Here is a 26,751-nt window from a genome sequence, read left to right on the forward strand (position 1 = left end):
TAAGCATACGTTACTGCCTGACGTTAATATATAAAACCCATGAATGATTTAACGGTTAATCCATTTTTTCATTGATTCTTTCCTCCATGTATCCGTAAAACGGATTCGAGGTGACCCGCATCAGCGCGTCTTTGCTTACGCTGAGCACCGACGTTTCTCCCCACAGCGCAATGGTTCCCATGCTAATGCCGTAGCGGTTTTTCACCTCCGGGTGGCGGCCGTACAAATCATCATCGGGCGGGAACGGCACGGCAACGTGCGAGAGCGAGTAGATTTCTGCCGGATATGGCGTAGAGAGCGGCTCAACGCGCTCCCAGGTTTGGCCTGCGGGCGTGGTTTTGGCCACCGCGTCAAGGCTGTGCTCGCTGGCGTTGGTTATCGTTGTGACAGTGTAACGCCTCACCTTCGGCGGCAACAGTTCAGACACCGCCGTCCATGATGCCGGTTTGAACAGCGGCCTGAAGCTTGCTGCCTGGTTAATGTCGACGATCACCAGCTCGCTGCCGTTTTGCAGAAGGCGTTCGAACAGCTCGGTTACCACCGCGCGGGTGCTGACCGTAGAATCCATCACCGACTGGAACGCCAGCACGGGCGGCAGACCGTCAAGCCGCTGCTCCCGCGCGTCGCGGCCTAGCTGCTCCTGCAGGGCCTGCGTCAGAAGCCATGACTGGCGCGCGGCGTTCACCGGGAACGAGTTGTATTTATAGGGATTGTATTCCGGTGCGATAGTGAGCCACGCCGCCTTAGCAAACGCGGGCAGCATGGCGGGAAGGCCCGCCAGTCCTGCAAACCGGGCGAAGGACGTGACGCCAATCATCGGCGACAGCAGGACCAGCTGCTGAGGTTTTCGCAGCTGCGCGGAGTCCAGCGCGTCGAGGGCATATTTCATCGCCAGCGCGCCGCCGTTGGAGTACCCCACCAGATGCAGCGGAACCTTGTCCCCTACAAGGCGGGTGGCCTCGCGCACGGCGAGCCGCGTGGCCGCCATCCACATCTCCCAGTCAACGTTCGTCAGCGCGCCGGGGGCGGTGCCGTGTCCGGGAAGTCGAGGCACCACGGCGACAAAACCGCGACGCTGATAGTTAAGGGCAAGATGCCTCACGCTGTAGGGGGAATCCGTTAGCCCGTGCAGCAGCACAACCGCGCCGCGAGGCGTTCCGGCAGGCATCAGCACAAACGAGCGGTTCGCATCGGGCGCGAACTGTCCCGGCCAGACCAGGCTTTTACGGTAGTAGCGGTTGAGCGGCGTACGCGCCTCCGCCCCGCTTTTCGCGGTGACGCGGTTATCCAGATCGGTAAAGATAGCGTTTTCCCGCGCGACGTAGTGAGCATAGTCGGATTCATCCATCTCCCGCACGGTCATTTCATCCGCTCGCCAGGTGTGCCAGAGATGCAGATCCGGCCCCTGCTGCGAGAGGTAAATTCGCACCGCCAGCAGCACGACCAGCGCGGTTCCCAGCACCAGCGCGATTTTTTTTAAGAGCCCCATGACCCGAACGCTGATGCGCCACGGCAGATTCACCATCCTGCTATCCCTTACCTATTTGGTCTTTCTCAATCTTACCAAAAATGTGAAGGGACTGACGTATTCATGGTAGTTATCGGCAACGAAGATAATACGGTGCTACAGCCCTCCTCGAAAGGCTGTAGCACCCTCTGCTTTAAATCTGCGCCATCCCGCCGTCCACAAACAGCTCGGTGGCGTTGATAAAGCTTGCCGCATCGGAGGCTAAAAACGCCACGGCTTTACCCACTTCGCCGGGTGCGCCAAGACGTCCAAGCGGCACCTGCGCGGCCAGCGCGTCGAACAGGCCCTGGCGCTGTTCCTCGGGAACCAGATCGCCCAGGCCGGGCGTTTTGACGGGGCCGGGGCTGACCACGTTGACGCGGATACCCCGCCCCTGCAAATCCAGCGCCCACGAGCGGGCAAAGTTGCGCACGGCGGCTTTGCTGGCGCTGTAAACGCTGAAGTTTGCCGTCCCTTTAATGGAGACGGTCGACCCGGTCAGGATAATCGATGCCCCGGCAGAGAGCAGCGGCAGCGCCTTTTGCACCGTAAAGAGCAGGCCGCGCACGTTGGTGCCGAAAATGCGGTCAAACTGTTCTTCGGTAATCGCGCCGAGCGGCAGCATGTCCCCGCCTCCCGCGTTGGCGAACAGGATATCCAGCCGCCCTTCGTCTTTTGCTATCCGGGCGTATACCTCATCAAGGTCAGCGAGTTTAGACACGTCGGCGCGAATGCCCACCGCCGATGAGCCCACTTCCGCGACCGCGGCGTCCAGCTCTGCCTGGCGACGGCCTGTGATATAGACCTTAGCGCCCTGTTCAGCTAGCTCCTGCGCGGTGGCAAGACCAATCCCCGTGCTGCCGCCGGTGACCAGTGCGATTTTTCCTGCGAGCGTTGTATTCATGTTATTTACCTTATTTTCGCGTTGAGAGATGCAGGCTTTCGCCCGCGTTGAACAGACTTTAGCCCTTGCGGGATTAGCGAAAAATGGGCAAAAATGAAAATGACTTTTCACAATGGGAAATAATCAAGGGGAAGCGCGTGGATCAACTCATGGCAATGCGTGCCTTTGCGCGCGTAGTGGAATCAGGCAGTTTTACCCGCGCGGCGGATTCACTGAATATGCCGATCGCCACGCTGAGCAAGCTGGTGAAATCCCTTGAGGCTCATCTGGAAACGAGGCTCTTGCACCGCACCACGCGTCGCGTCGTCACGACGCCGGAAGGAAGGGAATATTACGAGAAAGCCATGCGGGTGCTCATCGACATCGAAGATATCGACACCTCCTTTCGCGCGTCATGCTGCACGCCAAAGGGGCATCTGCGCATTGACGTCGGAGGCTCAACCGCTCGCGACGTGCTGATCCCCCTTCTGCCCGATTTTATGCAGCGCTACCCGGATCTCCGCATCGACCTCGGCGTCTCCGACCGCCCGGTGGATTTGATCAGCGGCAACGTGGACTGCGTTATTCGGGGCGGCCCGCTGAATGATTCCACCCTGATTGCCCGCCACATTGGCGATGCCGAACTGCTCACCTGCGCGACGCCGCGCTATCTGAAGACGTATGGCGTGCCGGCGTACCCGCAGGAGCTGCGCAACGGCCACCGGCTGGTCAGCTATCTTTCACCGATCACCGGGCGGGCATTTCCGTTTCGCTTCAGGGAAAATGGCGACGCGCTGGAGATCGCCGTGCCGCATTATCTCGGCGTTAATGAGAGTAACGGCCATCTGGCGGCCGCCGTGTCAGGTTTAGGGATTATTCAGACGTTTGGCTATGCCATTCGGGATCGTCTGCAGGCAGGAACTCTGGTTGAGATCCTTCGGGACTGGCGTCCGAAGGCTTATCCTTTTCACGTGGTCTACCCGCAGAACAGGCACCTGACGCACCGCCTCCGGGTCTTTATCGCGTGGCTGGCAGAGGTGTTTCCCGCCGCGCTGAAAAACGAGCCGGGCGATCGCCCGGCCTGAGGTTAATTAAGCGTGTAGTCCAGGGTGATTTCGGCCTTCAGCACCTGAGAAACCGGACATCCGGCCTTCGCCTTCTGGATGATGCCGTCAAACTGCTGCGGATCGATGCCAGGCACCGTCACCTTGCTTTGCAGGGCAATTTTGCTGATGGCAAACCCGCCGTCGGTTTTGTCCAGAGAGACGACCGCTTTCGTGTCGATGGAATCAGCCGTGTAGCCCGCCTCGCCCAGCATCAATGACAGCGCCATTGAGAAGCATGCCGCGTGCGCCGCGCCAATCAGCTCTTCCGGGTTGGTGCCCTTTTCCCCTTCGAAACGGGTGTTAAAGCCGTAAGGTTGTTGATTCAGGACGCCGCTCTCGGTAGAAACCGTCCCTTTCCCGCGCTTAATATCACCAGACCAGTGTGCCGAACCGTGCTTATGAATCGTCATTATTGCTCTCCTTTTGGCTTACAAAGGGTTAAGTATAGGACGTCAGTCACATTTTGCTGCGAACACAGACGAGTCTTACCCGAGTGAAAGCGAGTGCGCCAATGCGTCGAGGAACACTCGCTGGGCAGCGGGCTGATAGTCACGCGACTGATAAATGCCATAAATACCGATCGGCTTCGGCGTAAATTCGCTCAGCACCGGAACCAGGGTTCCGTTTTGCAGCGCGTTCTGCGCCTCGCGCTCGGGCAGCATGGCAATACCGCAGTGGTTGATGGCGGCCTCCATCAGCAGAGAGGATATGCTCGCGCTCAGGTTACCGCTCACGGCCACGGACGCCGGTTCGCCATCGGGGCTAATAAACCGCCACGACTGCCCGGCAAAAAAGCTGTAATGCAGGCAGTTATGCTCTGCTAAATCCTCCAGACGCTCGGGCGTGCCGCGCGCGGCAAGGTATTGCGGCGAGGCGCAGAGCACCGAGCGGCACTCCCCGATCCTGCGCGCGATCATCCCCGGTTCGGGGGTATCGGTAATACGGATCGCCACGTCAATGCGTTCGCCCACGAGGCTGACGGGATGGTTATTCACGTCCAGCTCGACGCGCAGGTGCGGAAAACGCGCAAGCATCTCCGGCAGCACCGGGGCGATCACCTGCATCGCCGTGAAGTGCGCGCAGGCGACGCGCAGCGTGCCGGACGGCATGTCGCTTGCGGACTGATCCTCAATTTCCTGCGATATCTGAGACAGCGTGCGCGTTTTTTGCAGCACCTTTTCCCCTGCGGCGGTCAGGGTGAGCTTGCGCGTTGAGCGGTTAACCAGCCGCGCGCCCGCCCATTTTTCCATCTGTTCCAGATAGCGGCTGACCATAGGGCGAGAAATTCCCAGCGCTCTTGCGGCGGCGCTTAGGCTTCCCAGTTCACATATGCGGTTATAGACCTGAGCGGCAATCACGCGATCCATTTATAGCTCCATCTGCTCGATTTATGAAACTAAGCATGTCCTGTTTCAGGAATAGTGGCAAATGCTCCGTTCTCTATAATAAAGACTTTCCTGATAACAGAGACACGATGATGAAGCCTACCCACCTTGCCGCGCTGGGCGCCGTTTTTACGCCGGTTGCGTTTGCCACCCCGCTGACCGTTGATACCTACAATCCGCAGGAGAAGGCCATTTTTGCCGTCTCTTCGACTCTGGTTTCCGGGCCGAAAGAGGCCGTGCTGTTTGACGCGCAGTTCAGCGTGAAGGACGGCGAAGCGCTGGTCGAAAAAATCCGTAAAAGCGGCAAAACGCTGAATAAAATTGTTATCACCTCCGGCGATCCGGACTTCTATTTTGGCCTTCAGCCGCTGGTGAAGGCCTTCCCGAACGCCAAAGTGCTCGCTACCCAGCGGGTTGTTGACCATATCAAGGCTACCAAGGACGCCAAGCTCGCCTACTGGGGCCCGCAGATGAAGGACGGTGCGCCAACGGCGCTGTTCGTTCCGCAGGTTCTTGCCTCAAACACGTTTACCATCGACGGCGAAAAAGTGGACCTTGAAGACGCAGACAGCTACGCCGCCTACGTCTGGATCCCATCGGCGAAAACCATTCTGGGCGGAACCGGCGTATCGTGGGGGATCCACGTCTGGACGGCGGATACGCAAACCAAAGCGGTTCGCCAGCAGTGGCAGCAAACGCTGGAGGCGATGGCCGCACACGAGCCCGAGCGCGTGATCCCCGGCCACTACCTCGGTACGCCGCCAGCGGGAACCGGCGCCATCGACTTTACTCGCCAGTATTTGCAGCACTTTGAACAGGCCCTGGCGGATAGCAAACATTCCGCGGGCGTTATCGCTGCGATGAAAAAACAGTATCCCCACCTGGCGGAAGAGAGTTCTCTGGAGCTCAGCGCCAAAGTGAATACCGGCGAAATGAAGTGGTAATAGCCTGAATTTCTCCTGCTATATTTATTATTTTATAGCAGGAGAAAAAAATGCCTTCGACGGTAAGAGGAATTGACCACATTGGTATTACGGTACCGGACATTGAACAAGCCACTTTATTTTTTGAACGCGCCTTTGACGCGCGCGTTTTATATCACTCCGTTACGCCGAACAGCGATAATATTGACCACGATGCCCAGGAACATACGCTGAGGCTATTCCCCGGCACGCGCATCCGCGCAATACGCATGCTTGCCATGCCCCACGGGCCTGGGGTTGAGCTGTTTGAAATGCACGGCCCTGAACAAGGACATCCCGCGCGCGCCAGCGATTTCGGGCTACAGCACTTTGCCGTTTATGTCGATGATTTTTCAAAGGCAATTTCGTCATTTACCGCGGCCGGTGGTGAGATGTTCACCGAACCCAAGCCGCTTACCTTTCCGGATGAGCGCGGAGAAGGCAATGCGTTTTGCTACGGGCAAACGCCCTGGGGCAGCATTGTCGAACTGATTTCCTGGCCCTCTCCTATGCCGTATGAAAAAAAGACCGCGCTACGCCGCTGGAAACCTTAATTCCCCTTTTTCTTCCTGGAAAATGATATTTTTATTTCCAGGACGAATCTTAGCCACATCCGCAAAAATATTTGCGACTCTGTTCAGGAATTAAATTTTTGCGAGCCGTACCATTAAACAGACAACGACACGGAGGCAGTATGTTTACTTATTACCCGGCACACACCACTTCAGCACAGCCCGAGCTTGTTAACGCCATTGCGCAAGGCATCCATGCAGAGCGTGGAGCTGTTACTGAAGATGACATTTTGATGGAGCTGACCAAATGGGTTGAGGCTTCAGACAATGACATCCTCAGTGACATCTACCAGCAAACCATTAACTACGTCGTCAGCGGCCAGCATGCCGCTTTCTGAAAATCTGCTAAGCTGGATCTGCAACCTAAGGGGTTACATTTCGCTTGTGCAAGCAGGCTTGTCCTTAAAACTATCAACAGGATTGAGGAGTTAACATGAAATCGAACCGTCAGGCACGCCATATTTTGGGGCTGAACTACAAGCTGTCGAACCAACGTAAAGTGGTGATCGAGGGCGACAGCGAAACGCAAGTCACCCACGCTACCGGCAGAAAACGCCACGCAGGCAAGTAAGTCCCGCTAAGAAATCCACAACACCATCGGCAAAACCGATGGTGTTTTTTTTATGTGGTGCGGTAATTCATTTTCAGCTCCTTTATACTATCTCCCGAACCGCAGCCCTCAGCACAGCCCAGAAAGATGATAAACGACAGTGTCAGGGACGGATCTTCAAAAATTGAGTGAGTGACATGGACAACAAACTGAAAAAACATCGTTCCCTTTATATTCCGTACGCCGGCCCCGTTCTGCTCGAATTCCCCCTGCTCAACAAAGGCAGCGCCTTTAGCATGGAAGAGCGCAGCAGCTTTAACCTGCTTGGCCTGCTGCCGGAAGTGGTCGAAACCATTGAAGAACAGGCGGAGCGCGCCTGGATTCAGTATCAGGGCTTCAAAACCGAAATCGATAAACACATCTACCTGCGCAACATCCAGGACACCAACGAAACGCTTTTCTATCGCCTGGTGCAAAACCATCTCGAAGAGATGATGCCGGTGATTTATACCCCTACGGTCGGCGCGGCCTGTGAGCGTTTCTCCGAAATTTACCGTCGCTCGCGCGGCGTGTTCATCTCCTGGCCGAACCGTCACAACATGGATGATATCCTCCAAAACGTGCCAAACCACAACATCAAGGTGATCGTGGTGACCGACGGGGAACGTATTCTGGGCCTCGGCGACCAGGGCATCGGCGGGATGGGGATCCCCATCGGCAAGCTCTCTCTGTATACCGCCTGTGGCGGCATCAGCCCGGCGTATACCCTGCCGGTGGTGCTGGACGTGGGGACCAACAATCAGCAGCTGCTGAACGATCCGCTGTACATGGGCTGGCGCCATCCGCGCATTACCGACGACGAGTATTATCAGTTCGTTGATGATTTTATCCAGGCCGTGAAGCACCGCTGGCCGGACGTGCTGCTGCAGTTCGAAGATTTTGCCCAGAAGAACGCCATGCCGCTGCTGAACCGCTATCGCGATGAGATCTGCTCGTTTAACGATGACATCCAGGGCACCGCCGCCGTCACCGTCGGCACGCTGATTGCCGCCAGCCGCGCGGCGGGCAGCCAGCTCAGCTATCAGAAAATTGTCTTCCTTGGCGCAGGCTCCGCCGGGTGCGGTATCGCCGAGCAAATCATCTCCCAGACCCAGCGCGAAGGGTTAAGCGAGGAGCTGGCCCGCTCCCGCGTGTTTATGGTTGACCGCTTCGGCCTGCTGACCGACGGCATGCCGAACCTGCTTCCGTTCCAGACCAAGCTGGTGCAGAAACGTGAAAACCTGAAGAACTGGGATACCGACAACGAAGTCCTTTCCCTGCTTGACGTGGTGCGCAACGTGAAGCCGGACATTCTGATCGGCGTATCCGGGCAAACCGGTCTCTTCACCGAGGAGATCATTCGCGAGATGCATAAACACTGCGAGCGCCCTATCGTGATGCCGCTGTCTAACCCTACCTCGCGCGTGGAAGCGACGCCGCAGGACATCATTGCCTGGACCGAGGGCAACGCGCTGGTCGCGACCGGCAGCCCGTTCGATCCGGTAGTATGGAAAGATAAGGTCTATCCGATTGCCCAGTGCAACAACTCCTACATCTTCCCGGGGATTGGTCTGGGCGTGATCGCCTCCGGCGCGTCGCGCATTACCGATGAGATGCTGATGTCCGCAAGCGAAACGCTGGCCGGTTATTCTCCGCTGGTGAACAACGGCGAAGGGCTGGTGCTGCCGGAGCTGAAGGATATTCAGAAAGTGTCCCGCGCGATCGCGTTCGCGGTCGGTAAAATGGCGCAGCAGCAGGGCGTGGCGGTGAAAACCTCCGCAGACGCCTTGCAGCAGGCTATAGACGATAACTACTGGATGCCGGAATACCGAAGCTATCGTCGGACGTCGATTTAACGTTGCGCTCGACCGTTTCCTTGTCGTGGGCTTTAATGGACGTTACCTCCGCCCGTCCCCGATAAGCCGGAAGGAATTAGCCGAAGACAAAATTGCCGGGAGCCCGGATTGTTAAGGAGGCGGCGGTGAGCCTCCTTAACGCGTTCACAAGTCGTGTGATTTCAGAGTTGCAAGGCTCGTAAAGTGAACGTTACAACCACCACAGTCGTATGTTCCCCCTCACCCCAGCCCTCTCCCTCAAGGGAGAGGGGGTTTTCGGTGCCAGAGTGTAATATGTGGGGAGCCCACCGCCTAGTGCGAGATACCCTCTAGCCAAACTCTCTTTCCCCCGCTACACTCCCTTCATTCATTAACCCACTGAATATAAGGAGGCCAATTATGCTGTACTGTGAAATTTTCAATGTTTCACATACACTTGGTGATCGCACCAGCTCAAGCGTTATCGGTATCGTGCTGCGATAACTTCTGCTTGAGCGAAGACACCAACCCCTGAAATCCCTTCTCTCGGGCTTACTGAGTTATCGTCAGCGATGTTTGACGAGGCATACACATGCCTGTAACTCTTGGGTAAGCAACAATGAGCACTTTACTCACTGCACAATCTTTACGCGTTGAAACGGCGTTTGGCACGCTCTTCGACTCTCTCTCCTTTACGCTGAAAAAAGGCGACCGCATCGGCCTGCTGGGCGATAACGGCTGCGGCAAAAGCACGCTGTTAAAGATCCTCGACGGCACCGACTCCCCTGCTTTCGGCACCGTTGCGCTGGCCGGGCATTGCCTGCTGGCGCGCGTGGAACAGCACCTGCCGCAGGAAATTCTCTCACTGACCATGCTGGACGCGGTCCTGGCACAACTCCCTGTCGGTGAACGGGAAAGCCTGCGCTGGAAAGCGGAAACGCTGCTGGCGGGAATGGGCTTTACGCCGCACGATATGGCGCTGTGCGCGGCCACGCTCAGCGGCGGCCAGCACACGCGGCTGCTGCTGGCGCGGGCGCTGATTCGCGATCCGGACCTGCTGCTGCTTGACGAGCCCAGCAACCACCTCGATCTGCCAACCCTGCTCTGGCTGGAGCAGTTTTTACTGAGCTGGTCGGGAAGCTTCGTGCTGGTCTCGCACGACCGGCAGCTGCTGGACGCCGTCACTAACGGCAGCTGGATCCTGCGCGATAAAACGCTGCACTACTTTGCCCTGCCCTGCACGACGGCGCGAAAGGCGCTGCTGGCGAAGGACGAAAGCGACGCGCTGCGCCACAAGGCCGAGCAAAAGGAGATTGACCGCGTTGCCGCCAGCGCCAGGCGGCTGGCGACCTGGGGCAAGGTCTACGACAACGAAGATCTGGCCCGCAAGGCGAAGCAGATGGAAAAACAGGTCGAGCGGCTGAAGGTAAGCCAGACCGCGCTCACGGCGGGCAGCCCGTGGACGCTCACCCTGCGCGGCGACGCGCTGCGGGCTGACCGCCTGCTGGAGATGGTAAATCTTGCCGTACCGCCCGCGCCCGGCCAGCCCGCGCTGTTCAACGTGGACATTGCGCGGCTGAAAAGCGGCGATCGCGTGGCGATTGTCGGACGCAACGGCTGCGGGAAATCCTCCCTGATGCGGCTTATCTGGCGCCAGATGACCGAAGAACCGGCGGAGGACGGGCTGAAAATCCACCCTCGCGTTGCTCCCGGCTACTATGACCAGACGCTAAACCAGCTGCCGGACAACGCCACGCTGCTGGACGCGCTTGAGCCGTTTGCGCCCCATCCGCAGGATCGCAAGATGGCGCTGATCGGCGCCGGTTTCCCATGGGCGCGCCACGGGCAGAAGGTCAGCACCCTCAGCGGCGGAGAGCGTTCACGGCTGCTGTTTGTTGGGCTGACGCTCGCCCGGTATAGCCTGCTGATGCTCGACGAGCCGACCAACCATCTGGATATGGAAGGCAAAGAGGCGCTGGCAGAAACTCTCCAGCAGTTTGAAGGCGGTGTCCTGCTGGTGAGCCACGATCGCCAGCTGATTAGCCACAGCTGCAACCGCTTCTGGCTGATTGAGGACGGTGCGCTCAGCGAGTGGCACGACGCCGAAGCCGTGTTTGAGTGGCTGCGCGAATCGTCCGGCGTCATACCGCAGGCGGCGGTCGTTCAAACAGCCTCGAAGCAGCCTTCGCCTTCAGATGATTTGCTCGAGCGCCTGGTTGCGCTGGAGGCGCTGCTTGCAGAGGATCTGGCGCGCAAGCCGAAGCATCAAAAACCGCAGCTTCAGGCGCAGTGGCGCGAGGAGATTAAAAACCTGGAAGAACAGCTGTAGTCCTGCGCCCGGCGGTTATTTCGCCGGGCCAGTTAATCACTGCGGGGCTTTTGCTTTCCACGCATCCCACGCCTGCTTGATTTCCTGTTTCGCCGCGGCGGCATCGTTAAAGCCGCTCAGCTCCACGTTTTTACGCCCTTCCGGCAGCTGCTTGTAGACGCGGAAAAATGACTCAAGGCGCTGGACCTCAATCTTCGGCAGATCGCTCAGCTCGTGGATGTCGTCGTACGTCGGGTCGATTTTGCTGGCAGGGACCGCCACGATTTTGTCGTCCTTCTCGCCGCCGTCCACCATCTTCAGCACGCCGATGGCGCGCAGCTTGATCAGCGTGCCCGGCGCCAGCGGTGCGCGGGTATAGAAGATGACGTCCAGCGGATCGCCGTCACCGGCTAAAGACTGGGTCAACGAGCCGTAGTTCGCCGGATACGCCACCGGCATGGACTGGAAGCGATCGGCAACGATAAACCCGGTCTTTGCATCGGTTTCGTATTTGATTATCCCACCCGCCGGGATCTCGGTGACGGCGTAGAACTCCTCCGGATTATTGTCCGGCTGAGGAAACTCAAGAATATTTTGTGCCTGTACGGAAGCGGACAGGAAAACGCCCGCTGCGATAAGTTTTTTCACCAGATGCATTGTCTTTTAACTCTTCGGTTATTGGAAAGACAACACGTTACGTTTGCCGCATGACGGAAACATGACGTTTTTTTGGCAGTTTTATTCCCCCCTATTTATTAGAGGATCGCTCTGTTCTTAATCTGAAATGGTCTGAATTTATTACATTATGTTGCGGTTACCTTGCATTAGCACGCCAAAGTATTAATCCTTGAGGGGTAGTATGCGCAATGCAGAATCTCGTCATGAACAAGGAGAAACCTATGAAGGCTGCTGTAGTTACACACGATCACCAGGTTAACGTCACCGAAAAAACATTACGCCCGCTTAAGCATGGCGAAGCCCTGCTCAAAATGGAATGCTGCGGGGTATGTCATACCGATCTTCACGTTAAAAACGGTGATTTCGGCGACAAAACCGGCGTGATCCTGGGACACGAAGGGATTGGCATCGTGAAAGAGATTGGGCCTGGCGTGACCTCGCTCAAGGTGGGCGATCGCGCAAGCGTAGCGTGGTTCTTTGAAGGCTGCGGCCACTGTGAATACTGTAATACCGGGAATGAAACCCTGTGTCGCGACGTGAAAAACGCCGGTTATACCGTTGACGGCGGCATGGCGCAAGAGTGCATCGTCACCGCCGATTACTCGGTCAAAGTGCCTGACGGACTGGATTCCGCCGCGGCAAGCAGCATCACCTGTGCCGGGGTGACCACCTATAAAGCGGTGAAAATCTCCTACATCAAGCCGGGCCAGTGGATTGCCATCTACGGCCTCGGCGGCTTAGGGAACCTCGCGCTGCAGTATGCGAAAAACGTCTTCAATGCGAAGGTTATTGCCATCGACGTGAACGATGAGCAGCTCAAGCTGGCGGCCAGCATGGGCGCTGATTTAACCATTAACTCGCGCAGCGAAGATGCCGCTAAAATCATTCAGGAGAAAACCGGCGGCGCGCACGCTGCGGTGGTCACGGCGGTGGCAAAAGCGGCGTTTAACTCGGCGGTAGATGCCGTGCGCGCGGGGGGCCGCGTGGTGGCCGTGGGCCTGCCGCCGGAGTCGATGAGCCTCGATATTCCGCGTCTGGTGCTGGACGGCATTCAGGTTGTGGGGTCGCTGGTGGGCACGCGTCAGGATCTGGTGGAAGCGTTCCAGTTTGCCGCCGAGGGCAAAGTGGTTCCGAAAGTGGCAATGCGCCCGCTGGAGGATATCAACGCCATTTTTAAAGAGATGGAACAGGGCCAAATTCGCGGCCGCATGGTGATCGATTTACGTTCGTAAGATCTCTGCCGGGTGAAGGCGTCGCCCTGCCCGGCTTCTCTTCAGGAAGACCGCCTGTCGGCAATCCACTCCTGCACTTCAATCTGAAACGTATCCGGCGCTTTGCGGTACATTTTCCGCGCGAGATCTAAAATCGTGTGCCGCGCCAGCTCCTCCTCCATCCGCTGCTGGGCGCTGTCCATCACCGAGCGCACGCCGCACGGGCCGTCACACGCCCACGCCGGGGGCGCTTCATCAAACACCGCCAGCCGCTGGCGCACTTCCCGACATTCAAACATGTTTTTTTCACCGTCAATGGCGTGCGCCACGTCCAGCACCGAGATCAGCTCGGCCGGACGCGCCAGCCTGAAGCCCCCGCCCTTGCCTTCGGTGCTGCTCACCAGACCGGCGCGCGACAGGCGCGTGAAGATCTTGCCCAGGTAGTCGTAAGGCACGCCCTGCAGCGCCGCCATCTCCCGGACGCTCATCTCGCGCTCGTTCCCTTTAGCATCGACCATGCACATCAGGCTATGAATGCCGTATTCCACGCCGGAACTGTAAAAAGCCATGATTAACTCCGAAATTATTTATCCGGGTCATTATAGCTACGTTCGGCATGATAAACACCGCGATCGTTACCGCAACTGATTAACCTGCTGATTTATGGCACCATTTAAATTTAACTCAGAAAGGAGTTGTCGCAGTTAACTCCGACAAGTATAGTTGCAGTTATGTCAGACACCCAGCCTGACGACCAAAAGGATCGAAGATGAAAAAGCAGATTTTAATTGTGGGTAGTGGTTTTTCCGGTATGTGGGCTGCGGTCAGTGCCGCTCGCCTGTCCGCGCTGACGGGAAATAACGCTCTGTCGATTGCCGTTCTGGCACCCGTCGCAGAGTTGCGCGTTCGTCCACGTTTTTATGAAGAAAAGGTCGCCACGCTGGTTGCGCCGCTGAGCGATCTCTTTAGCGAACTGGACATTGAATTTATTGCGGGTAGCGCGGAACGTATTGATACAAATGATAAAATAGTGGTCTGGCGCGATGCGAATGGCCAGGAAATGACCGTAAGCTATGAGCGCCTGGTGCTGGCAACGGGTAGCCAGACTAGACGTCCACCGATTGCCGGGCTGGCTGAATATGCGTTCGATATCGACCAGCTTGGATCCGCTCAGGTCTTTGAGCAGCACCTTGATTCGCTGGTTGCGCGCCCTTCGACGCCCGAGCGTAACACCGTGGTGGTCTGCGGCGGTGGTTTTACCGGTATCGAGCTGGCGACCGAACTGCCTGCCCGTCTTCGCGACCGTTTCGGCGAAGATACGCAGACTAAAGTCATCGTAGTTGAAAGGGGCGCGGTCATCGGCGGACGCTACAGCGAGGCGCTGCGTAAAACCATTGCGGATGCAAGCCTTGAGCTGGGCGTAGAGTGGCGTTTGAACAGCGAAATTGAAGCGATAGATGACGGCGGCGTGACGCTGAAGAACGGCGAGCGTATTGCGACATCCACCGTCGTGTGGACCGCTGGCGTCGAAGCCAACCCGCTGAGCCGGCAGATCGGCGGCGAACGCGATAGCCAGGGACGCCTTATCGTCAATAAAAACCTGCAGGTGCCGCAGCACCCGGACGTTTACGCCACCGGCGATATGGCGCATGCCAAAACCGACGACGTAGGCAACACGGCGCTGATGACCTGCCAGCACGCTATTCAGCTCGGCAAGTTTGCGGGCCATAACGCCGCGGCCAGCCTGCTTAATCAGCCACCGCTGCCTTACCGTCAGGTGAACTATGTGACCTGTCTTGATTTAGGGGGCTGGGGCGCGGTCTATACCGAGGGCTGGGATCAGCAGGTGAAATCGGTTCGCGATGAGGCGAAGAAAATCAAAATCGCCATCACCAACGAGCTGATTTACCCGCCCGCGGCAGACCGCAGCGTCGCGTTTGCGGCGGCCGATCCGCTGGCGAAATTCGTGTAGGGAGTATCCCGTCAGGCTAGCGCCCGCGCGTTAGCCTGCGTACGTTTAGCCTGTCGGTAGCCGTAGATCAGTAGCGATCCCATTGCCAGGAAGGAGAGCAGCGCCGCGGGCAGCGTGACGTAGCTCCAGCTAAAGCCGAACGTGATCATCATTCCGCCAAAATAGGCGCCAATCGCGCTGCCCAGATTGAACGCCATCTGGCCTCCCGCCGCCCCAAGCAATTCTCCCCCCTTCGCGTTTTGCAGCAGCAGGATTTGCAGCGGCGCAGAGAGCGCAAACAGCCCGGCGCAGCAGATGAACCCCATCGTCAGCGACGCGGTCGGGTGCTCGCCAAATGCGAAGAGCAGCAGCAGCGAGGCGACGATGACCAGGTCGGTGGTGGCCGCAATGCGTAACGGGCTAAAGCGGCCGGAGAGTTTCCCGCTCATCAGGTTGCCGAGCACCATCCCTAGCCCCATCAGCATCATGATGGCCGTCATTCCCCCTTCGGAGAAACCGGATACGTTGAGCATAAAAGGCTTAACGAAGCTGAACCAGGCAAAGACCCCGGCGTTGCCAAACAGGGTGGCGGCGAAGATAAGCCACGGCTCCGGGCGCTTGAGAAAATGAAACTGTTCGGTCAGCCGGTTTTCCGTTTTGTCATAGACGTTAGGTACCCACGCCAGCACGGACAAAATCACCAGCGCGTCGAAGGCGGCAATCAGCCAGAAGGTGTAGCGCCAGCTGAACGCATGTCCAAGCCAGGTGCCGAGCGGTACGCCCACCAGGTTGGCGACCGTCATCCCGGCAATCATGCCCGCAACGGCCACCGTCACCCTGCCCGGCGGCGCAATTTTCGACAGGAGGATCGCGCCGACGCCAAAGATAGCGCCGTGGGGGAAGCCGGAAATCAGCCGCCCGACCGCCAGCCCGGTGTACGTCGTCGACAGGCTGAAGATGGCGTTACCGATGACGCACATTGCCACCAGAAACAGCAGCGTGGATTTCAGCGAGAACCTGTTAGAAAAGAGCGCCACAATCGGCGCGCCAATCACCACGCCAAACGCATAGAACGAGATCATGTTCCCGGCGGAGGGAATGGATATCCCGGTATCGTGCGCCAGCTCGGTGAGGACGCCCATAATGCCGAACTCGGCCATACCAAGACCGAACGTGCCGAGCGCCAGCGAAAAGATCGTTTTTTTCATACCGCAACCACAAAGAAAAGAGAGGCAACCGGCATTATTGACCAAACTGGTATGGTGAACCAGTTCAAAACCGATCTCTGACACGTTAGTCCATTTATTCAGGTCGATTACACTTCAGAGAGACCCGCAAAGAGGATGACAGCTATGGTCAGCAAGAAGAACGCGAGCAAAGGGGTTGATGACGCAGCAAAAGCGCCCCTCAAAACCAAAGAGTATGAAAAAGAGCTGCGCCGCCTGCACGTGGAGCTGGTGAAGCTCCAGCAATGGGTGGTCAGCAAAGGCCTGAAGGTGTGCATCGTGTTTGAGGGGCGAGACGGCGCGGGCAAAGGAGGAACCATCAAAGCCATCACCGAGCGCGTCAGCCCCCGAGTTTTCCGGGTTGTCGCCCTGCCGGCCCCCACGGAAAAGGAAAAGAGCCAGCTCTATTTGCAGCGCTACGTTTCCCACCTGCCTTCCGCGGGAGAAATCGTCATCTTCGATCGCAGCTGGTATAACCGCGCGGGCGTTGAGCGCGTCATGGGCTTTTGTACCGAGGAACAGGTGGAGAGATTTCTCGACGGCACGCCGGTGATGGAAAAAGCGATGGTTGATGCGGGGATCATCTTACTGAAATACTGGCTCGAAGTGACGCCAAAAGAGCAGGAGCGCCGCCTTCGCGACCGGATTAACGACGGACGTAAAACGTGGAAGCTGTCGCCGATGGACATTAAATCATTCAACCTGTGGGATGAGTATACCGTCGCGCGGGATGAGATGTTCAAAGCCACCGACACCGCGTGGGCACCGTGGTTTGTTGCCCGGTCGGAGGATAAAAAACGCGTGCGGCTCAATATTATTTCGCATCTGCTTTCACAGATCCCCTATAAAGACCTGCATATCGAAACGATGGATTTACCGAAGCGTAAAATCGGCAAGGTGAAGCCGACAAAATACCCGTTCAGGTATGTCGAAGAACGGTTTTAGCAAAACGCCGCCGGTCAACACCGGCGGCGCTTACGCTATTTCAGCCCTTTCGTGCTCTCTTCCTGCGCCTCCATGCGCTCAACGTCGCGGTACCAGCGCGGATGGTGTTTCTGCGCCCAGCGGCGGCTCACCTTCCCTTCGATCATCCCCTTAATCGAGCCTTTCACCCAGAATGCCATATACATATGGATCAGGATGGCGTGGATCAAAATGATGGCCGACGTGGCGTGGATAAGCAGCGCGTAGCGCACCACCTGAATCGGGAAATAGTGCGCAAAATACGGACGCCAGATGATCACCCCGGTCACCAGCAGCACGAAAATCATGCTCATGATGGTCCAGAACATCATCTTCTGCCCGGCGTTGTATTTGCCGACTTTTGCGACCTTATGCTCGTTGCCTTTCAGAACTTCGATAATCCCCTTCACCCACGGAATGTCCTGCTTGTCCGGGATGTTGTGGTGGACGAAGCGTACGAACATAAACATCAGCACCACGAAAATCAGCACGCCGAAGAACGGGTGCAGGATGCGACCCATCTGCGGCGTACCAAAGGTTTCCGTCAGCCACTGCAGCGTCGGGAAGAAGAACGAAATTCCCGAAACCGCCACCAGGAAGAAGCAGATCACCACCGTCCAGTGACAGGCGCGGTCAATAAACTTCGTGCGCACAATCATCTTCGACTTACTCATGATGCTCCTCCTCGTCGTCGTCCACCTCTTTGTTCGGCCCAATGCCGATGTAGTGATAAATCAGCCCGGCAAAGGTGGCGATAAAGCCCGCCGCGGAAAGCGGCTTGAGCGCCCCTTTCCACAGGTTGATCGAGGTATCGATCGCCGGATCTTTCGGCAGGTTGTGGTACAGCTCCGGCTGGTCGTTATGGTGCAGCACGTACATCACGTGCGTTCCGCCCACGCCCTGCGGGTTGTAAATGCCCGCGTTTTCGTAACCGCGCGCCTTCAGCTTGTCCACGCGCTGCTGCGCCACTTCGAGCATCTCTTTCTTGGTGCCGAAGTGGATGGCGCCCGTTGGGCACGTCTTCACGCAGGCAGGCTCTTGCCCGACGCTGACGCGGTCCACGCACAGGGTGCATTTATAGACCCGGTTATCCTCTTTATTGAGGCGCGGGACGTTAAACGGACACCCGGCGATGCAGTAGCCGCAGCCGATGCAGTGGTCCTGCTGGAAATCGACGATCCCGTTGGCGTACTGAATGATCGCCCCCGCGGACGGGCACGCCTTCAGGCAGCCCGGATCTTCGCAGTGCATACAGCCGTCTTTGCGGATCAGCCACTCCAGCCTGCCGTTCTGGTCGGTTTCGCTAAAGCGCATTACCGTCCACGACTTGGCGCTGAGATCGGCAGGGTTATCGTAAACCCCGACGCAGTGCCCCACCTCGTCGCGAATGTCATTCCACTCCGAGCATGCCACCTGGCAGGCTTTGCAGCCCACGCAGGAGGAGACATCGATAAGCTTGGCGACTTCGGCCTTGTAATCCCGCGCGCGCGGCGCGGGGGTCATGGCGTTTGTCGCGGAGCGTTTAATAATGTCTTGTGTTTCCATCGCCATTTATTCGCTCCTTACGCTTTCTCGATGTTGACCAGAAACGCTTTGTACTCCGGCGTTTGCGAGTTGGAATCGCCGACGTTAGGCGTCAGGGTGTTGGCGATGTAGCCTTTCTGCGCCACGCCCTCAAAGCCCCAGTGCAGCGGAATACCGACGGTTTCCACCTGTTGACCGTGTACGTTCAGCGTCTGCAGACGGCGGGTCACCACCGCCACGGCGCGAATAAACCCGCGCTTGCTGCTGACCGTCACGCGGTCGCCGTTGGCAATGCCCTTCGCCTTCGCCAGCGTTTCGCTGATCTCCACAAACTGTTCCGGCTGGGCGATGGCGTTAAGCCGCGCGTGCTTGGTCCAGGTGTGGAAATGCTCGGTCAGGCGATAGGTCGTTCCGACGTACGGGAACTTGTCCTTCTTGCCTAAACGCAGCACGTCGTCTTCGTAGATACGCACCACCGGGCTGGAGACCACGTTCGGATGCAGCGGGTTGGTGCCCAGCGGCGTTTCCATCGGCTCGTAGTGTTCCGGGAACGGCCCTTCCGCCAGCTTGTCGAGGGCAAACAGACGCCCCAGACCTTCCGGCTGCATGATGAACGGCCCGGTTTTGCTGCCCGGCGCGGCGGTGTTGAAGTCCGGGATATCGTTCCCCTCCCACTTCGATCCGTTCCACTCGATCAGCATCCGTTTTGGATCCCACGGCTTGCCGTTGATGTCCGCAGACGCGCGGTTGTACAGCACGCGACGGTTCAGCGGCCACGCCCAGGCCCAGCCCAGCGTATTGCCCAGGCCTGACGGGTCGGCGTTATCGCGGTTAGCCATCTGGTTGCCCTGCTCGGTCCAGCTGCCGGCATAAATCCAGCACGAGGAGGCCGTGGTGCCATCGTCACGCAGCAGCGCGAAGCTGTTCAGCAGCTGGCCTTTCTTCGCCAGCAGGTTGCCGTTGGCGTCATAGAGATCCGCCAGCGCAACGCCGTTGTTCTCTTTGGCCACTTCTTCTGACTCAGGATGGTCCGGCTGCTTGTAGTTCCAGCTCATCTTCAGCAGCGGTTCGGCGCCCTTACCGCCTTCCGTGCGGTACATATCGCGCAGGCGGTGGTAAATACCGGCCAGAATTTCGCCGTCGTTGCGCGCTTCACCCGGTGCGTCCTGGCCCTTCCAGTGCCACTGCAGCCAGCGGCCGGAGTTGGCAATGGAGCCGTCCTCTTCCGCGAAGCAGGTCGACGGCAGGCGGAACACCTCGGTCTGAATCGACGCAGGGTCGACGTCGTTGGATTCCCCGTGGTTCTGCCAGAAGGTCGAGGTTTCGGTCACCAGCGGATCGATAACCACCATGTACTTCAGCTTGCTGAGGCTGCGAACCACCTTGTTCTTGTCCGGGAACGACGCAACAGGGTTAAAGCCCTGGCAGATGTAGCCCGTGACGTTGCCTTTATCCATCATGTTGAAATACTTGATGACGTCGTAGGCCTGGTCCCATTTCGGCAGCCACTCAAAGCCCCAGTCGTTCTCTTTCTGCGCCGCATCGCCGTAGAAGGATTTCATCAGGCTGACGGCGAATTTCGGATAGTTACTCCAGTAGTTCACCTGATCCGGCAGCGTGGCTTTTGGCGTATTCGCCGTGAGCCAGGTCTGGAAATCAGTCTGTTTTTCCGACGGCAGCGTCAGATAGCCCGGCAGGCTGGTCGACAGCAGGCCGAGATCGGTCAGGCCCTGAATGTTGGAGTGACCGCGCAGCGCGTTTACGCCGCCGCCCGCCATTCCCATGTTGCCCAGCAGCAGCTGGATCATCGCCATGGTGCGGATGTTCTGCGCGCCCACGGTGTGCTGCGTCCAGCCGAGCGCATACAGGAACGTGGTGGTTCTGTCGGCCGCGCTGGTTGAGGCCAGCACTTCGCACACCTTAAGGAAGTCCGCTTTTGGCGTCCCGCAGATGTTTTCCACCACCTCCGGCGTATAGCGGGAAACGTGCTGCTTCAGCAGGTTCCACACGCAGCGCGGATCGGTGAGCGTGTCGTCGCGTTTCGCGTAGCCGTTTTCGTCGAACTGGTAGTTCCAGGAAGACTTATCGTACTGGCGTTTTTCCGCGTCATAGCCGCTGAACAGGCCGTCTTCAAAGGCAAAATCTTCCCGCACCAGCAGGCCGGCGTTGGTGTAATGCTTAACGTATTCAGCGTTTATTTTGTTGTTTTCGATCAGGTACAACAGCACGCCGGAGAGGAACGTAATGTCCGTACCGGAGCGGATGGGCGCATAGATATCGGCCACCGATGCCGTACGCGTAAAGCGCGGATCGACGACGATAAGCGTCGCATCGTTGTTGTTTTTCGCTTCCATCGCCCAGCGGAATCCCACCGGATGGGCCTCAGCGGCGTTACCGCCCATCACCACTACGACGTTAGCGTTTTTGATATCAACCCAGTGGTTGGTCATCGCACCGCGACCAAATGTTGGAGCAAGACTTGCTACCGTTGGTCCGTGTCAGACGCGCGCCTGGTTGTCTACCGCCAGCATGCCGAGCGAGCGCACGAATTTTTGCGTCAGCATGCCGGTTTCATTACTTGCCGCAGACGCGCAGAGCATCCCGGTGGAGAGCCAGCGGTTAACCGTCACGCCCTGCTCGTTCTTTTCGATAAAGTTGGCGTCGCGGTCGGCTTTCATCAGCTTCGCGATGCGGGAGAAGGCTTCATCCCACGAGATGCGCTGCCATTTATCGGAACCCGGCGCGCGGTATTCCGGATAGCGCAGGCGGTTTTCGCTGTGGACATAGTCCAGCAGGCCCGCCCCTTTCGGGCACAATGCCCCACGGCTCACCGGATGATCCGGGTCACCTTCAATGTGGTAAATCGCTTCTTTGGCGTTCTTCGCGCCATCGCCCAGGCTATACATCAGTAGCCCACAACCCACGGAGCAGTATGTGCAGGTGTTGCGGATCTCTTTGGCGCGCAGCAGTTTATAGTTGCGCGCCTGAGCCAGCGCCATTTTGGGAGCGAATCCCAGTGCGGCGACTGTTGTTCCGGCCATACCGCCCGCGCAGATTTTGAAAAATTGTCTGCGGCTGACGTCCATTGCTGTCCTCGTTATCTAATGAGACTTCGCGCCGCAAACTATCAGCAAAGCCCCTGTTTTTTTTGCGTCAAATCAAGGACGCCTGATTTAGCCCCCTAAATAGTCACGCTTGCTGGCTTTGCGTACTCCCTAAGGGCTAATTTCTTAACGGACTATTCGCCGCGCGTATGCAATCGATGCTATAAGTTTTCCCTTTGAATATGAGGATAATGGCGAAGAGATGGACAGAAAGAGAGCAACGCTGATCGGGCTGGCGGCGATCCTGCTGTGGAGCACTATGGTGGGGCTTATTCGCAGCGTCAGCGAGGGGCTCGGCCCGGTGGGCGGTGCGGCGATGATCTACACCGTGAGCGGATTACTGTGCCTGGTCACGGTAGGGCTTCCCGATATAAAACGTTTTTCTCCGCGCTACCTGATGGCGGGCAGCGTCCTGTTCGTCAGCTATGAGATCTGTCTGGCGCTGTCCCTGGGCTATGCGGCCACGCGCGCGCAGGCCATCGAGGTGGGCATGGTCAACTATCTTTGGCCGAGCCTGACGATCGTGTTTGCCATTCTGTTCAACGGGCAGAAATCGACGCTGTGGGTGATCCCCGGCCTGCTCGTTTCCCTTCTCGGCGTCTGCTGGGTGCTGGGAGGCGACCAGGGGCTGAACGTCGAGGACATAGTCCGCAATATCGTCTCAAGCCCGCTAAGCTACGCGCTGGCCTTTGCTGGTGCCTTCATCTGGGCGGCGTACTGCACCGTCACCAGCAGATACGCGAAGGGCCAGAATGGCATTACCCTCTTCGTGCTGCTGACGGCCCTGAGCCTGTGGGTGAAATATGCCTTGAGCGATCAGCCAGAAATGGTCTTTAGCGTGCCGGTGGTGGTGAAACTTTTGCTTTGCGGCGTGGCGCTTGGCTTCGGCTATGCGGCATGGAATATCGGCATTTTGCACGGCAACGTCACGGTGCTCGCCGCGGTGTCCTATTTTACGCCCGTGCTCTCCGCCGCGCTGGCGGCAGCGGTGTTAAGTTCTCCTCTCTCCTTTTCCTTCTGGCAGGGCGCGCTGATGGTGTGCGCGGGTTCGCTCCTCTGCTGGTACGCCACGCGAAGCACCGCGAAATAGCCTCATAAAAAAGGCCTCCCTGATAACAAGGAGGCCCTGATGCGCGCGTCGCGCGGTTACTGCTGCGGCGCTTTCGCGAGGCTAAACCAAATGCCCACCGCCAGCACCAGCAGCATGGCGCCCGCGCTGCCCAGCGCCACGCTGTGGGAGGTAATAAACGCGGCCTTCGCGGCCCCGATAACCGCATCGGCCATCGACGGCGTGAGCTCCTGCGCTACCTTCACCGCTTCGCCAATCGACGACGAGGCCTTATCGGCAAGCGCTTCGTTAAGCCCCTGCGGCAGCACGATTGACGCCGAGAAGCTGCGGGTCAGCAGCAGGCCAAAGATCGCAATCCCCAGCCCCGCGCCCAGCTCGTAGGACATGGTTTCGATTGCGCCCGCCGCCGCCGCCTTCTCCTTCGGCGCGGCCGCCATAATCGCTGACGTTGACGCCAGCAGCGCGCTGGCGGCGCTGAAGCCGAGCAGCACCATCAGGCTCCACGCCTGCCACTGCTGGGTGCTGAAGTCGAGCGTTGAGAGCCCGATAAAGCTGACGGCGCTAAGCCCCATGCCGCCCGCCGCAACGAGGCGCAGCCCCAGCCGCCCGACCAGGATCCCGGCAATCGGGCCGCTAAAGCCGCTGGCGACCATTACCGGCAGCATAAACATGCCCGCCTCAAACGGCGTGAAGCCGTGAACAAACTGAAGCTCCTGCGCCATCAGCAGCTCAAAGCCTACCAGCGCGATCATCGCCGTCATCGCCATCACCACGCCGCTCAGAATGATGCGGTGGCAGAACAGGCGCATGTCGATCATCGGCACGCGGGCGCGAAGCTGGATGCGCACGAAGGTAATGAGCATCGCCGCGCCAACCAGCAGCGTGCCCGCCACCAGCCACGGAGACAGCGCCCCCTTCAGGGCCGTTTTCGCGCTGAAGACCAGCAGCAGAATCGCAATTATCAGCATAATCGCGTGGCTGATGTTCAACGGCTGCTCGGGCCGCCCCTGCTGTGCGGGCACAAAGCGCGCGGCCAGCATCACCACCACCAGCACGATCGGCACGTTGATCAAGAAGACCGCGCCCCAGTAGAAGTGCTCAAGCAGCATGCCGCCAATCAGCGGGCCAAACGCCGCGCCGCCGGAGCCGACCGCCGCCCAGACGCCAAGAGCGATATTGCGATCTTTAGCGTCAACAAACAGCGTGCGGATACCCGCAAGCGTGGCGGGAATGATCATCGCCGCACCAATCGCCAGCGACGCGCGGGCGGCAATCAGCCACCCCGCCGACGGCGCAAACGCCGCGGCCAGCGACGACAGGCCAAACAGGGTGCTGCCGATAATCAGCAGACGCTTAAAGCCAATGCGATCTCCAAGCGCCCCCATCGGCAGCACCATACCCGCCATCACCAGCGAGTAAATATCAATAATCCACAGCAATTCATTGCCGCTGGCACCCAGCGTCATGCTCAATGTCGGCGCAGCCACGTGCAGCACCGTCGCGTCAATCGCTACCGGGATATAGACCAGCACGATAATTACCAACGCTAACCACTGACGAAACATAAATTTCCTTTTCACCTAAAGCTGGACACATGTCCAGGAGGCGATCCTACGTAATGTTGAACACTTGTCCAGCTTTTTGTTACACTCGTTTCGTTCCCATTGAGAGAGAGTCACTATGCGGTATCTGACCAAGGACGAACGGCGAGAAGCGATTTTACAGGCCGCCATGCGCGTGGCGCTGGCGGAAGGGCTGGCGGCAATGACGGTGCGGCGCATTGCGGCGGAGGCTGGCGTCGCGACCGGCCAGGTTCACCACCATTTTGCCTCCGTCGGGGAGCTAAAGTCGCTGACGTTCGTCAGGCTGATCCGCGACCTGCTGGATGCGGAAGTGGTCGGCGACGAGGCCAGCTGGCGCGAGCGCCTGCGGGCGATGCTCGGCAGCGACGAGGGCGGGTTTGAACCTTATATCCGGTTATGGCGCGAAGCGCAGATCCTGGCGAGCCGCGATGAAGACATAAAGGGCGCCTACGTGCTGACGATGGAAATGTGGCATCAGGATACCGTTGCCATTATTCAGGCCGGGGAGTCGGCAGGCGAATTTACCCTTACGGACCGGGCTGAAAATATTGCCTGGCGATTGATCGGGCTGGTATGCGGGCTTGACGGGATATACGTTTTAAATATGCCCGAAATGGACGATGACGCGTTTAATACCCATCTCGATAAATCTATCACCCTCGAATTGTATTAATACCTCCAACGAGGTATTAAAATCCGCAAAACGTTACAATTAGTAACACATAAAGCGATACCCTATTCCCATTCCAAACTCGTGGGTTCGCTTTTTTATCTATCCTTTCAGAAGCATCCAAAAACTTCCAATAACATCAGTACTTCATATCCTGTCATCTATCTGATTTAACTTTACTTTTATCTTTATTTGGTGAAGCAAGAGGGCGATATGTCACAACAAGTTGAGAAAAAAAATCATTATCTGCTTAGCGACTGGAAACCTGAAAACACGCAATTCTGGGAGAATAAAGGAAAGCCAATCGCGCGAAGAAATCTGTGGATCTCCGTCGCCTGTTTGCTTCTCGCCTTCTGCGTCTGGATGTTATTTAGCGCCATTGCGGTCAATCTTAATAAAGTTGGATTTAATTTCACTACCGACCAGCTTTTCATGTTAACCGCCCTTCCTTCTCTTTCCGGCGCGATATTGCGCGTGCCCTATTCCTTTATGGTGCCGATATTTGGCGGACGCTACTGGACGGTATTGAGCACGGTGATCCTGATTATCCCCTGCGTCTGGCTGGGGATCGCGATTCAAAACACCGCCACACCGTACTGGGTATTTATCATCATTGCGCTGCTGTGCGGCTTTGCCGGCGCGAACTTTGCTTCCAGCATGGGCAACATCAGCTTTTTCTTCCCGAAAGCCAAACAGGGCAGCGCGCTGGGCATCAACGGCGGGCTGGGCAATCTCGGCGTCAGCGTCATGCAGCTGGTCGCCCCGCTGGTGATTTTCCTGCCGATGTTTACCTTCCTCGGCGTTCACGGCGTGCCGCAGGAGGACGGTTCCACGATGTGGCTCGCCAACGCGGCGTGGATCTGGGCGCCGCTGCTGCTGCTGGCAACCCTTGCCGCATTTTTTGGCATGAACGATATCGCCAGCTCAAAGGCGACGATTGCCAGCCAGCTTCCGGTGCTCAAGCGCTTTCACCTGTGGCTGCTGAGCCTGCTCTATCTGGCGACGTTCGGCTCCTTTATCGGCTTCTCGGCGGGCTTTGCCATGCTGTCGAAAACCCAGTTCCCGGACGTTAATATCCTGCACCTTGCCTTCTTCGGACCGCTGATCGGCGCGCTGGCGCGCTCTGCGGGCGGGATGATTTCCGACAGGCTCGGCGGGGTGCGCGTCACGCTGATCAACTTCGTCTTTATGGCGATCTTCAGCGCCCTGATTTTCCTCACGCTACCCGGCACGGGCTCGGGCAGCTTCATGGCCTTTTATCTGGTGTTTATGGGTCTGTTCCTCACCGCGGGGCTGGGGAGCGGCTCCACGTTCCAGATGATTGCGGTTATTTTCCGCCAAATCACCCTTACGCGCGTCAAGCAGCAGGGCGGCAGCGACGAGCAGGCGCAGCACGAGGCGGTGACCGAAACGGCCGCCGCGCTGGGCTTTATCTCCGCCATTGGCGCCGTCGGCGGGTTCTTCATTCCTAAAGCCTTCGGCACGTCGCTGGCGATGACCGGCTCCCCGGTCGGGGCGATGAAAGTCTTCCTGGTGTTCTACATCGTCTGCGTGCTTGTCACCTGGCTGGTTTACGGCCGCAAATCCTCACAAAAATAAGAATACCTCTTCGCCGCAGGCGCTACGGCGCCCTGCGGCCACGTTAT

The 26,751-nt window shown here is 58.0% G+C and carries 24 protein-coding genes; 13 read left to right on the forward strand and 11 right to left on the reverse strand.

What is annotated here, in order from left to right; genetic code table 11:
• Nucleotides 1-55 precede the first annotated feature (55 nt).
• The gene (locus DBY73_RS04810) at nucleotides 56-1,525 is read right to left on the reverse strand and encodes an alpha/beta hydrolase (protein ID WP_112010060.1); all 1,470 of its coding nucleotides are present in this window, start codon (nucleotides 1,523-1,525) and stop codon (nucleotides 56-58) included.
• A 136-nt stretch (nucleotides 1,526-1,661) separates the two neighbouring features.
• Entirely contained in the window at nucleotides 1,662-2,411 is a 750-nt protein-coding gene (locus DBY73_RS04815; protein WP_112010061.1) for an SDR family oxidoreductase, read from the reverse strand.
• A gap of 137 nt (nucleotides 2,412-2,548) precedes the next feature.
• Here DBY73_RS04815 and DBY73_RS04820 point away from each other — a divergent pair, with 137 nt between their 5' ends.
• Nucleotides 2,549-3,475 carry a LysR family transcriptional regulator gene (locus DBY73_RS04820; RefSeq protein WP_112010164.1) on the forward strand — a complete coding sequence of 309 codons (927 nt, stop codon included), beginning with the start codon at nucleotides 2,549-2,551 and terminating at the stop codon, nucleotides 3,473-3,475.
• Nucleotides 3,476-3,477: 2 nt separating this feature from the next.
• On the opposite strand, the gene DBY73_RS04825 is transcribed toward DBY73_RS04820, so the two are convergent.
• The gene (locus DBY73_RS04825) at nucleotides 3,478-3,906 is read right to left on the reverse strand and encodes an OsmC family protein (protein WP_112010062.1); all 429 of its coding nucleotides are present in this window, start codon (nucleotides 3,904-3,906) and stop codon (nucleotides 3,478-3,480) included.
• 75 nt (nucleotides 3,907-3,981) lie between these two features.
• Nucleotides 3,982-4,863 carry a LysR family transcriptional regulator gene (locus DBY73_RS04830; RefSeq protein WP_112010063.1) on the reverse strand — a complete coding sequence of 294 codons (882 nt, stop codon included), beginning with the start codon at nucleotides 4,861-4,863 and terminating at the stop codon, nucleotides 3,982-3,984.
• A gap of 110 nt (nucleotides 4,864-4,973) precedes the next feature.
• On the opposite strand from DBY73_RS04830, the gene DBY73_RS04835 reads away from it, so the two are divergent.
• The 6 genes from DBY73_RS04835 to DBY73_RS04860 all read left to right on the forward strand — a co-directional run bounded on the left by DBY73_RS04835 (nucleotide 4,974) and on the right by DBY73_RS04860 (nucleotide 11,147).
• Nucleotides 4,974-5,825 carry a Vmh family MBL fold metallo-hydrolase gene (locus DBY73_RS04835; protein ID WP_112010165.1) on the forward strand — a complete coding sequence of 284 codons (852 nt, stop codon included), beginning with the start codon at nucleotides 4,974-4,976 and terminating at the stop codon, nucleotides 5,823-5,825.
• Nucleotides 5,826-5,875: 50 nt separating this feature from the next.
• Nucleotides 5,876-6,397 (forward strand): VOC family protein, encoded by a 522-nt coding sequence (locus tag DBY73_RS04840; protein WP_112010064.1) that lies wholly within the window; start codon nucleotides 5,876-5,878, stop codon nucleotides 6,395-6,397.
• A 140-nt stretch (nucleotides 6,398-6,537) separates the two neighbouring features.
• Nucleotides 6,538-6,753 carry a biofilm-dependent modulation protein gene (gene bdm / locus DBY73_RS04845; RefSeq protein ID WP_112010065.1) on the forward strand — a complete coding sequence of 72 codons (216 nt, stop codon included), beginning with the start codon at nucleotides 6,538-6,540 and terminating at the stop codon, nucleotides 6,751-6,753.
• 95 nt (nucleotides 6,754-6,848) lie between these two features.
• Entirely contained in the window at nucleotides 6,849-6,986 is a 138-nt protein-coding gene (sra, locus tag DBY73_RS04850) for a stationary-phase-induced ribosome-associated protein (RefSeq protein ID WP_013096533.1), read from the forward strand.
• 176 nt (nucleotides 6,987-7,162) lie between these two features.
• A complete protein-coding gene (locus DBY73_RS04855) occupies nucleotides 7,163-8,860 on the forward strand; it encodes an NAD-dependent malic enzyme (protein WP_112010066.1) in 1,698 nt (565 codons plus the stop codon).
• Between the two features lie 577 nt (nucleotides 8,861-9,437).
• Nucleotides 9,438-11,147: an ABC-F family ATP-binding cassette domain-containing protein gene (locus DBY73_RS04860; protein ID WP_112010067.1), complete on the forward strand. Its 1,710-nt coding sequence runs from the start codon at nucleotides 9,438-9,440 to the stop codon at nucleotides 11,145-11,147.
• Between the two features lie 36 nt (nucleotides 11,148-11,183).
• On the opposite strand, the gene DBY73_RS04865 is transcribed toward DBY73_RS04860, so the two are convergent.
• Entirely contained in the window at nucleotides 11,184-11,783 is a 600-nt protein-coding gene (locus tag DBY73_RS04865; RefSeq protein WP_112010068.1) for an inorganic diphosphatase, read from the reverse strand.
• A gap of 242 nt (nucleotides 11,784-12,025) precedes the next feature.
• On the opposite strand from DBY73_RS04865, the gene adhP reads away from it, so the two are divergent.
• Nucleotides 12,026-13,036: an alcohol dehydrogenase AdhP gene (gene adhP / locus DBY73_RS04870; protein ID WP_112010069.1), complete on the forward strand. Its 1,011-nt coding sequence runs from the start codon at nucleotides 12,026-12,028 to the stop codon at nucleotides 13,034-13,036.
• A gap of 41 nt (nucleotides 13,037-13,077) precedes the next feature.
• Here adhP and DBY73_RS04875 read toward each other — a convergent pair whose 3' ends face one another.
• Nucleotides 13,078-13,584 carry an Rrf2 family transcriptional regulator gene (locus tag DBY73_RS04875; protein ID WP_112010070.1) on the reverse strand — a complete coding sequence of 169 codons (507 nt, stop codon included), beginning with the start codon at nucleotides 13,582-13,584 and terminating at the stop codon, nucleotides 13,078-13,080.
• 200 nt (nucleotides 13,585-13,784) lie between these two features.
• On the opposite strand from DBY73_RS04875, the gene DBY73_RS04880 reads away from it, so the two are divergent.
• Nucleotides 13,785-14,987 (forward strand): NAD(P)/FAD-dependent oxidoreductase, encoded by a 1,203-nt coding sequence (locus DBY73_RS04880; protein WP_112010071.1) that lies wholly within the window; start codon nucleotides 13,785-13,787, stop codon nucleotides 14,985-14,987.
• A gap of 11 nt (nucleotides 14,988-14,998) precedes the next feature.
• Here the strand turns inward: DBY73_RS04880 and araJ are convergent, their stop codons facing one another.
• Nucleotides 14,999-16,174: an MFS transporter AraJ gene (araJ, locus tag DBY73_RS04885; RefSeq protein WP_112010072.1), complete on the reverse strand. Its 1,176-nt coding sequence runs from the start codon at nucleotides 16,172-16,174 to the stop codon at nucleotides 14,999-15,001.
• A gap of 144 nt (nucleotides 16,175-16,318) precedes the next feature.
• Between araJ and ppk2 the strand changes: the two genes are divergently transcribed.
• The gene (gene ppk2 / locus DBY73_RS04890; protein ID WP_112010073.1) at nucleotides 16,319-17,137 is read left to right on the forward strand and encodes a polyphosphate kinase 2; all 819 of its coding nucleotides are present in this window, start codon (nucleotides 16,319-16,321) and stop codon (nucleotides 17,135-17,137) included.
• Between the two features lie 35 nt (nucleotides 17,138-17,172).
• Here the strand turns inward: ppk2 and fdnI are convergent, their stop codons facing one another.
• The 3 genes from fdnI to fdnG are packed head-to-tail and all read right to left on the reverse strand — an operon-like array spanning nucleotide 17,173 to nucleotide 21,765.
• Entirely contained in the window at nucleotides 17,173-17,829 is a 657-nt protein-coding gene (fdnI, locus tag DBY73_RS04895) for a formate dehydrogenase-N subunit gamma (RefSeq protein WP_112010074.1), read from the reverse strand.
• Entirely contained in the window at nucleotides 17,822-18,706 is an 885-nt protein-coding gene (gene fdxH, locus DBY73_RS04900; protein ID WP_112010075.1) for a formate dehydrogenase subunit beta, read from the reverse strand. Before fdxH ends, fdnI begins: the two co-directional genes overlap by 8 nt.
• 11 nt (nucleotides 18,707-18,717) lie before the next feature.
• Nucleotides 18,718-21,765, reverse strand: a complete 3,048-nt coding sequence (gene fdnG, locus DBY73_RS04905; RefSeq protein WP_112010076.1) for a formate dehydrogenase-N subunit alpha — start codon at nucleotides 21,763-21,765, stop codon at nucleotides 18,718-18,720.
• Nucleotides 21,766-21,985: 220 nt separating this feature from the next.
• Between fdnG and yddG the strand changes: the two genes are divergently transcribed.
• The gene (yddG, locus tag DBY73_RS04910; RefSeq protein WP_112010077.1) at nucleotides 21,986-22,873 is read left to right on the forward strand and encodes an aromatic amino acid DMT transporter YddG; all 888 of its coding nucleotides are present in this window, start codon (nucleotides 21,986-21,988) and stop codon (nucleotides 22,871-22,873) included.
• Between the two features lie 56 nt (nucleotides 22,874-22,929).
• On the opposite strand, the gene DBY73_RS04915 is transcribed toward yddG, so the two are convergent.
• Nucleotides 22,930-24,417, reverse strand: a complete 1,488-nt coding sequence (locus DBY73_RS04915; RefSeq protein WP_112010078.1) for an MFS transporter — start codon at nucleotides 24,415-24,417, stop codon at nucleotides 22,930-22,932.
• Nucleotides 24,418-24,532: 115 nt separating this feature from the next.
• Between DBY73_RS04915 and DBY73_RS04920 the strand changes: the two genes are divergently transcribed.
• Together DBY73_RS04920 and DBY73_RS04925 are read left to right on the forward strand one after the other, a co-directional pair.
• On the forward strand, nucleotides 24,533-25,108 hold the full coding sequence (locus DBY73_RS04920; RefSeq protein WP_112010079.1) for a TetR family transcriptional regulator: 576 nt from the start codon (nucleotides 24,533-24,535) through the stop codon (nucleotides 25,106-25,108).
• 210 nt (nucleotides 25,109-25,318) lie between these two features.
• Complete coding sequence (locus tag DBY73_RS04925; protein ID WP_112010080.1) at nucleotides 25,319-26,704, forward strand: NarK family nitrate/nitrite MFS transporter; 1,386 nt, start codon at nucleotides 25,319-25,321, stop codon at nucleotides 26,702-26,704.
• Nucleotides 26,705-26,751 lie beyond the last annotated feature (47 nt).

Source organism: Enterobacter sp. RIT418 (genome assembly GCF_003057745.1).
Taxonomy (GTDB): domain Bacteria; phylum Pseudomonadota; class Gammaproteobacteria; order Enterobacterales; family Enterobacteriaceae; genus Enterobacter.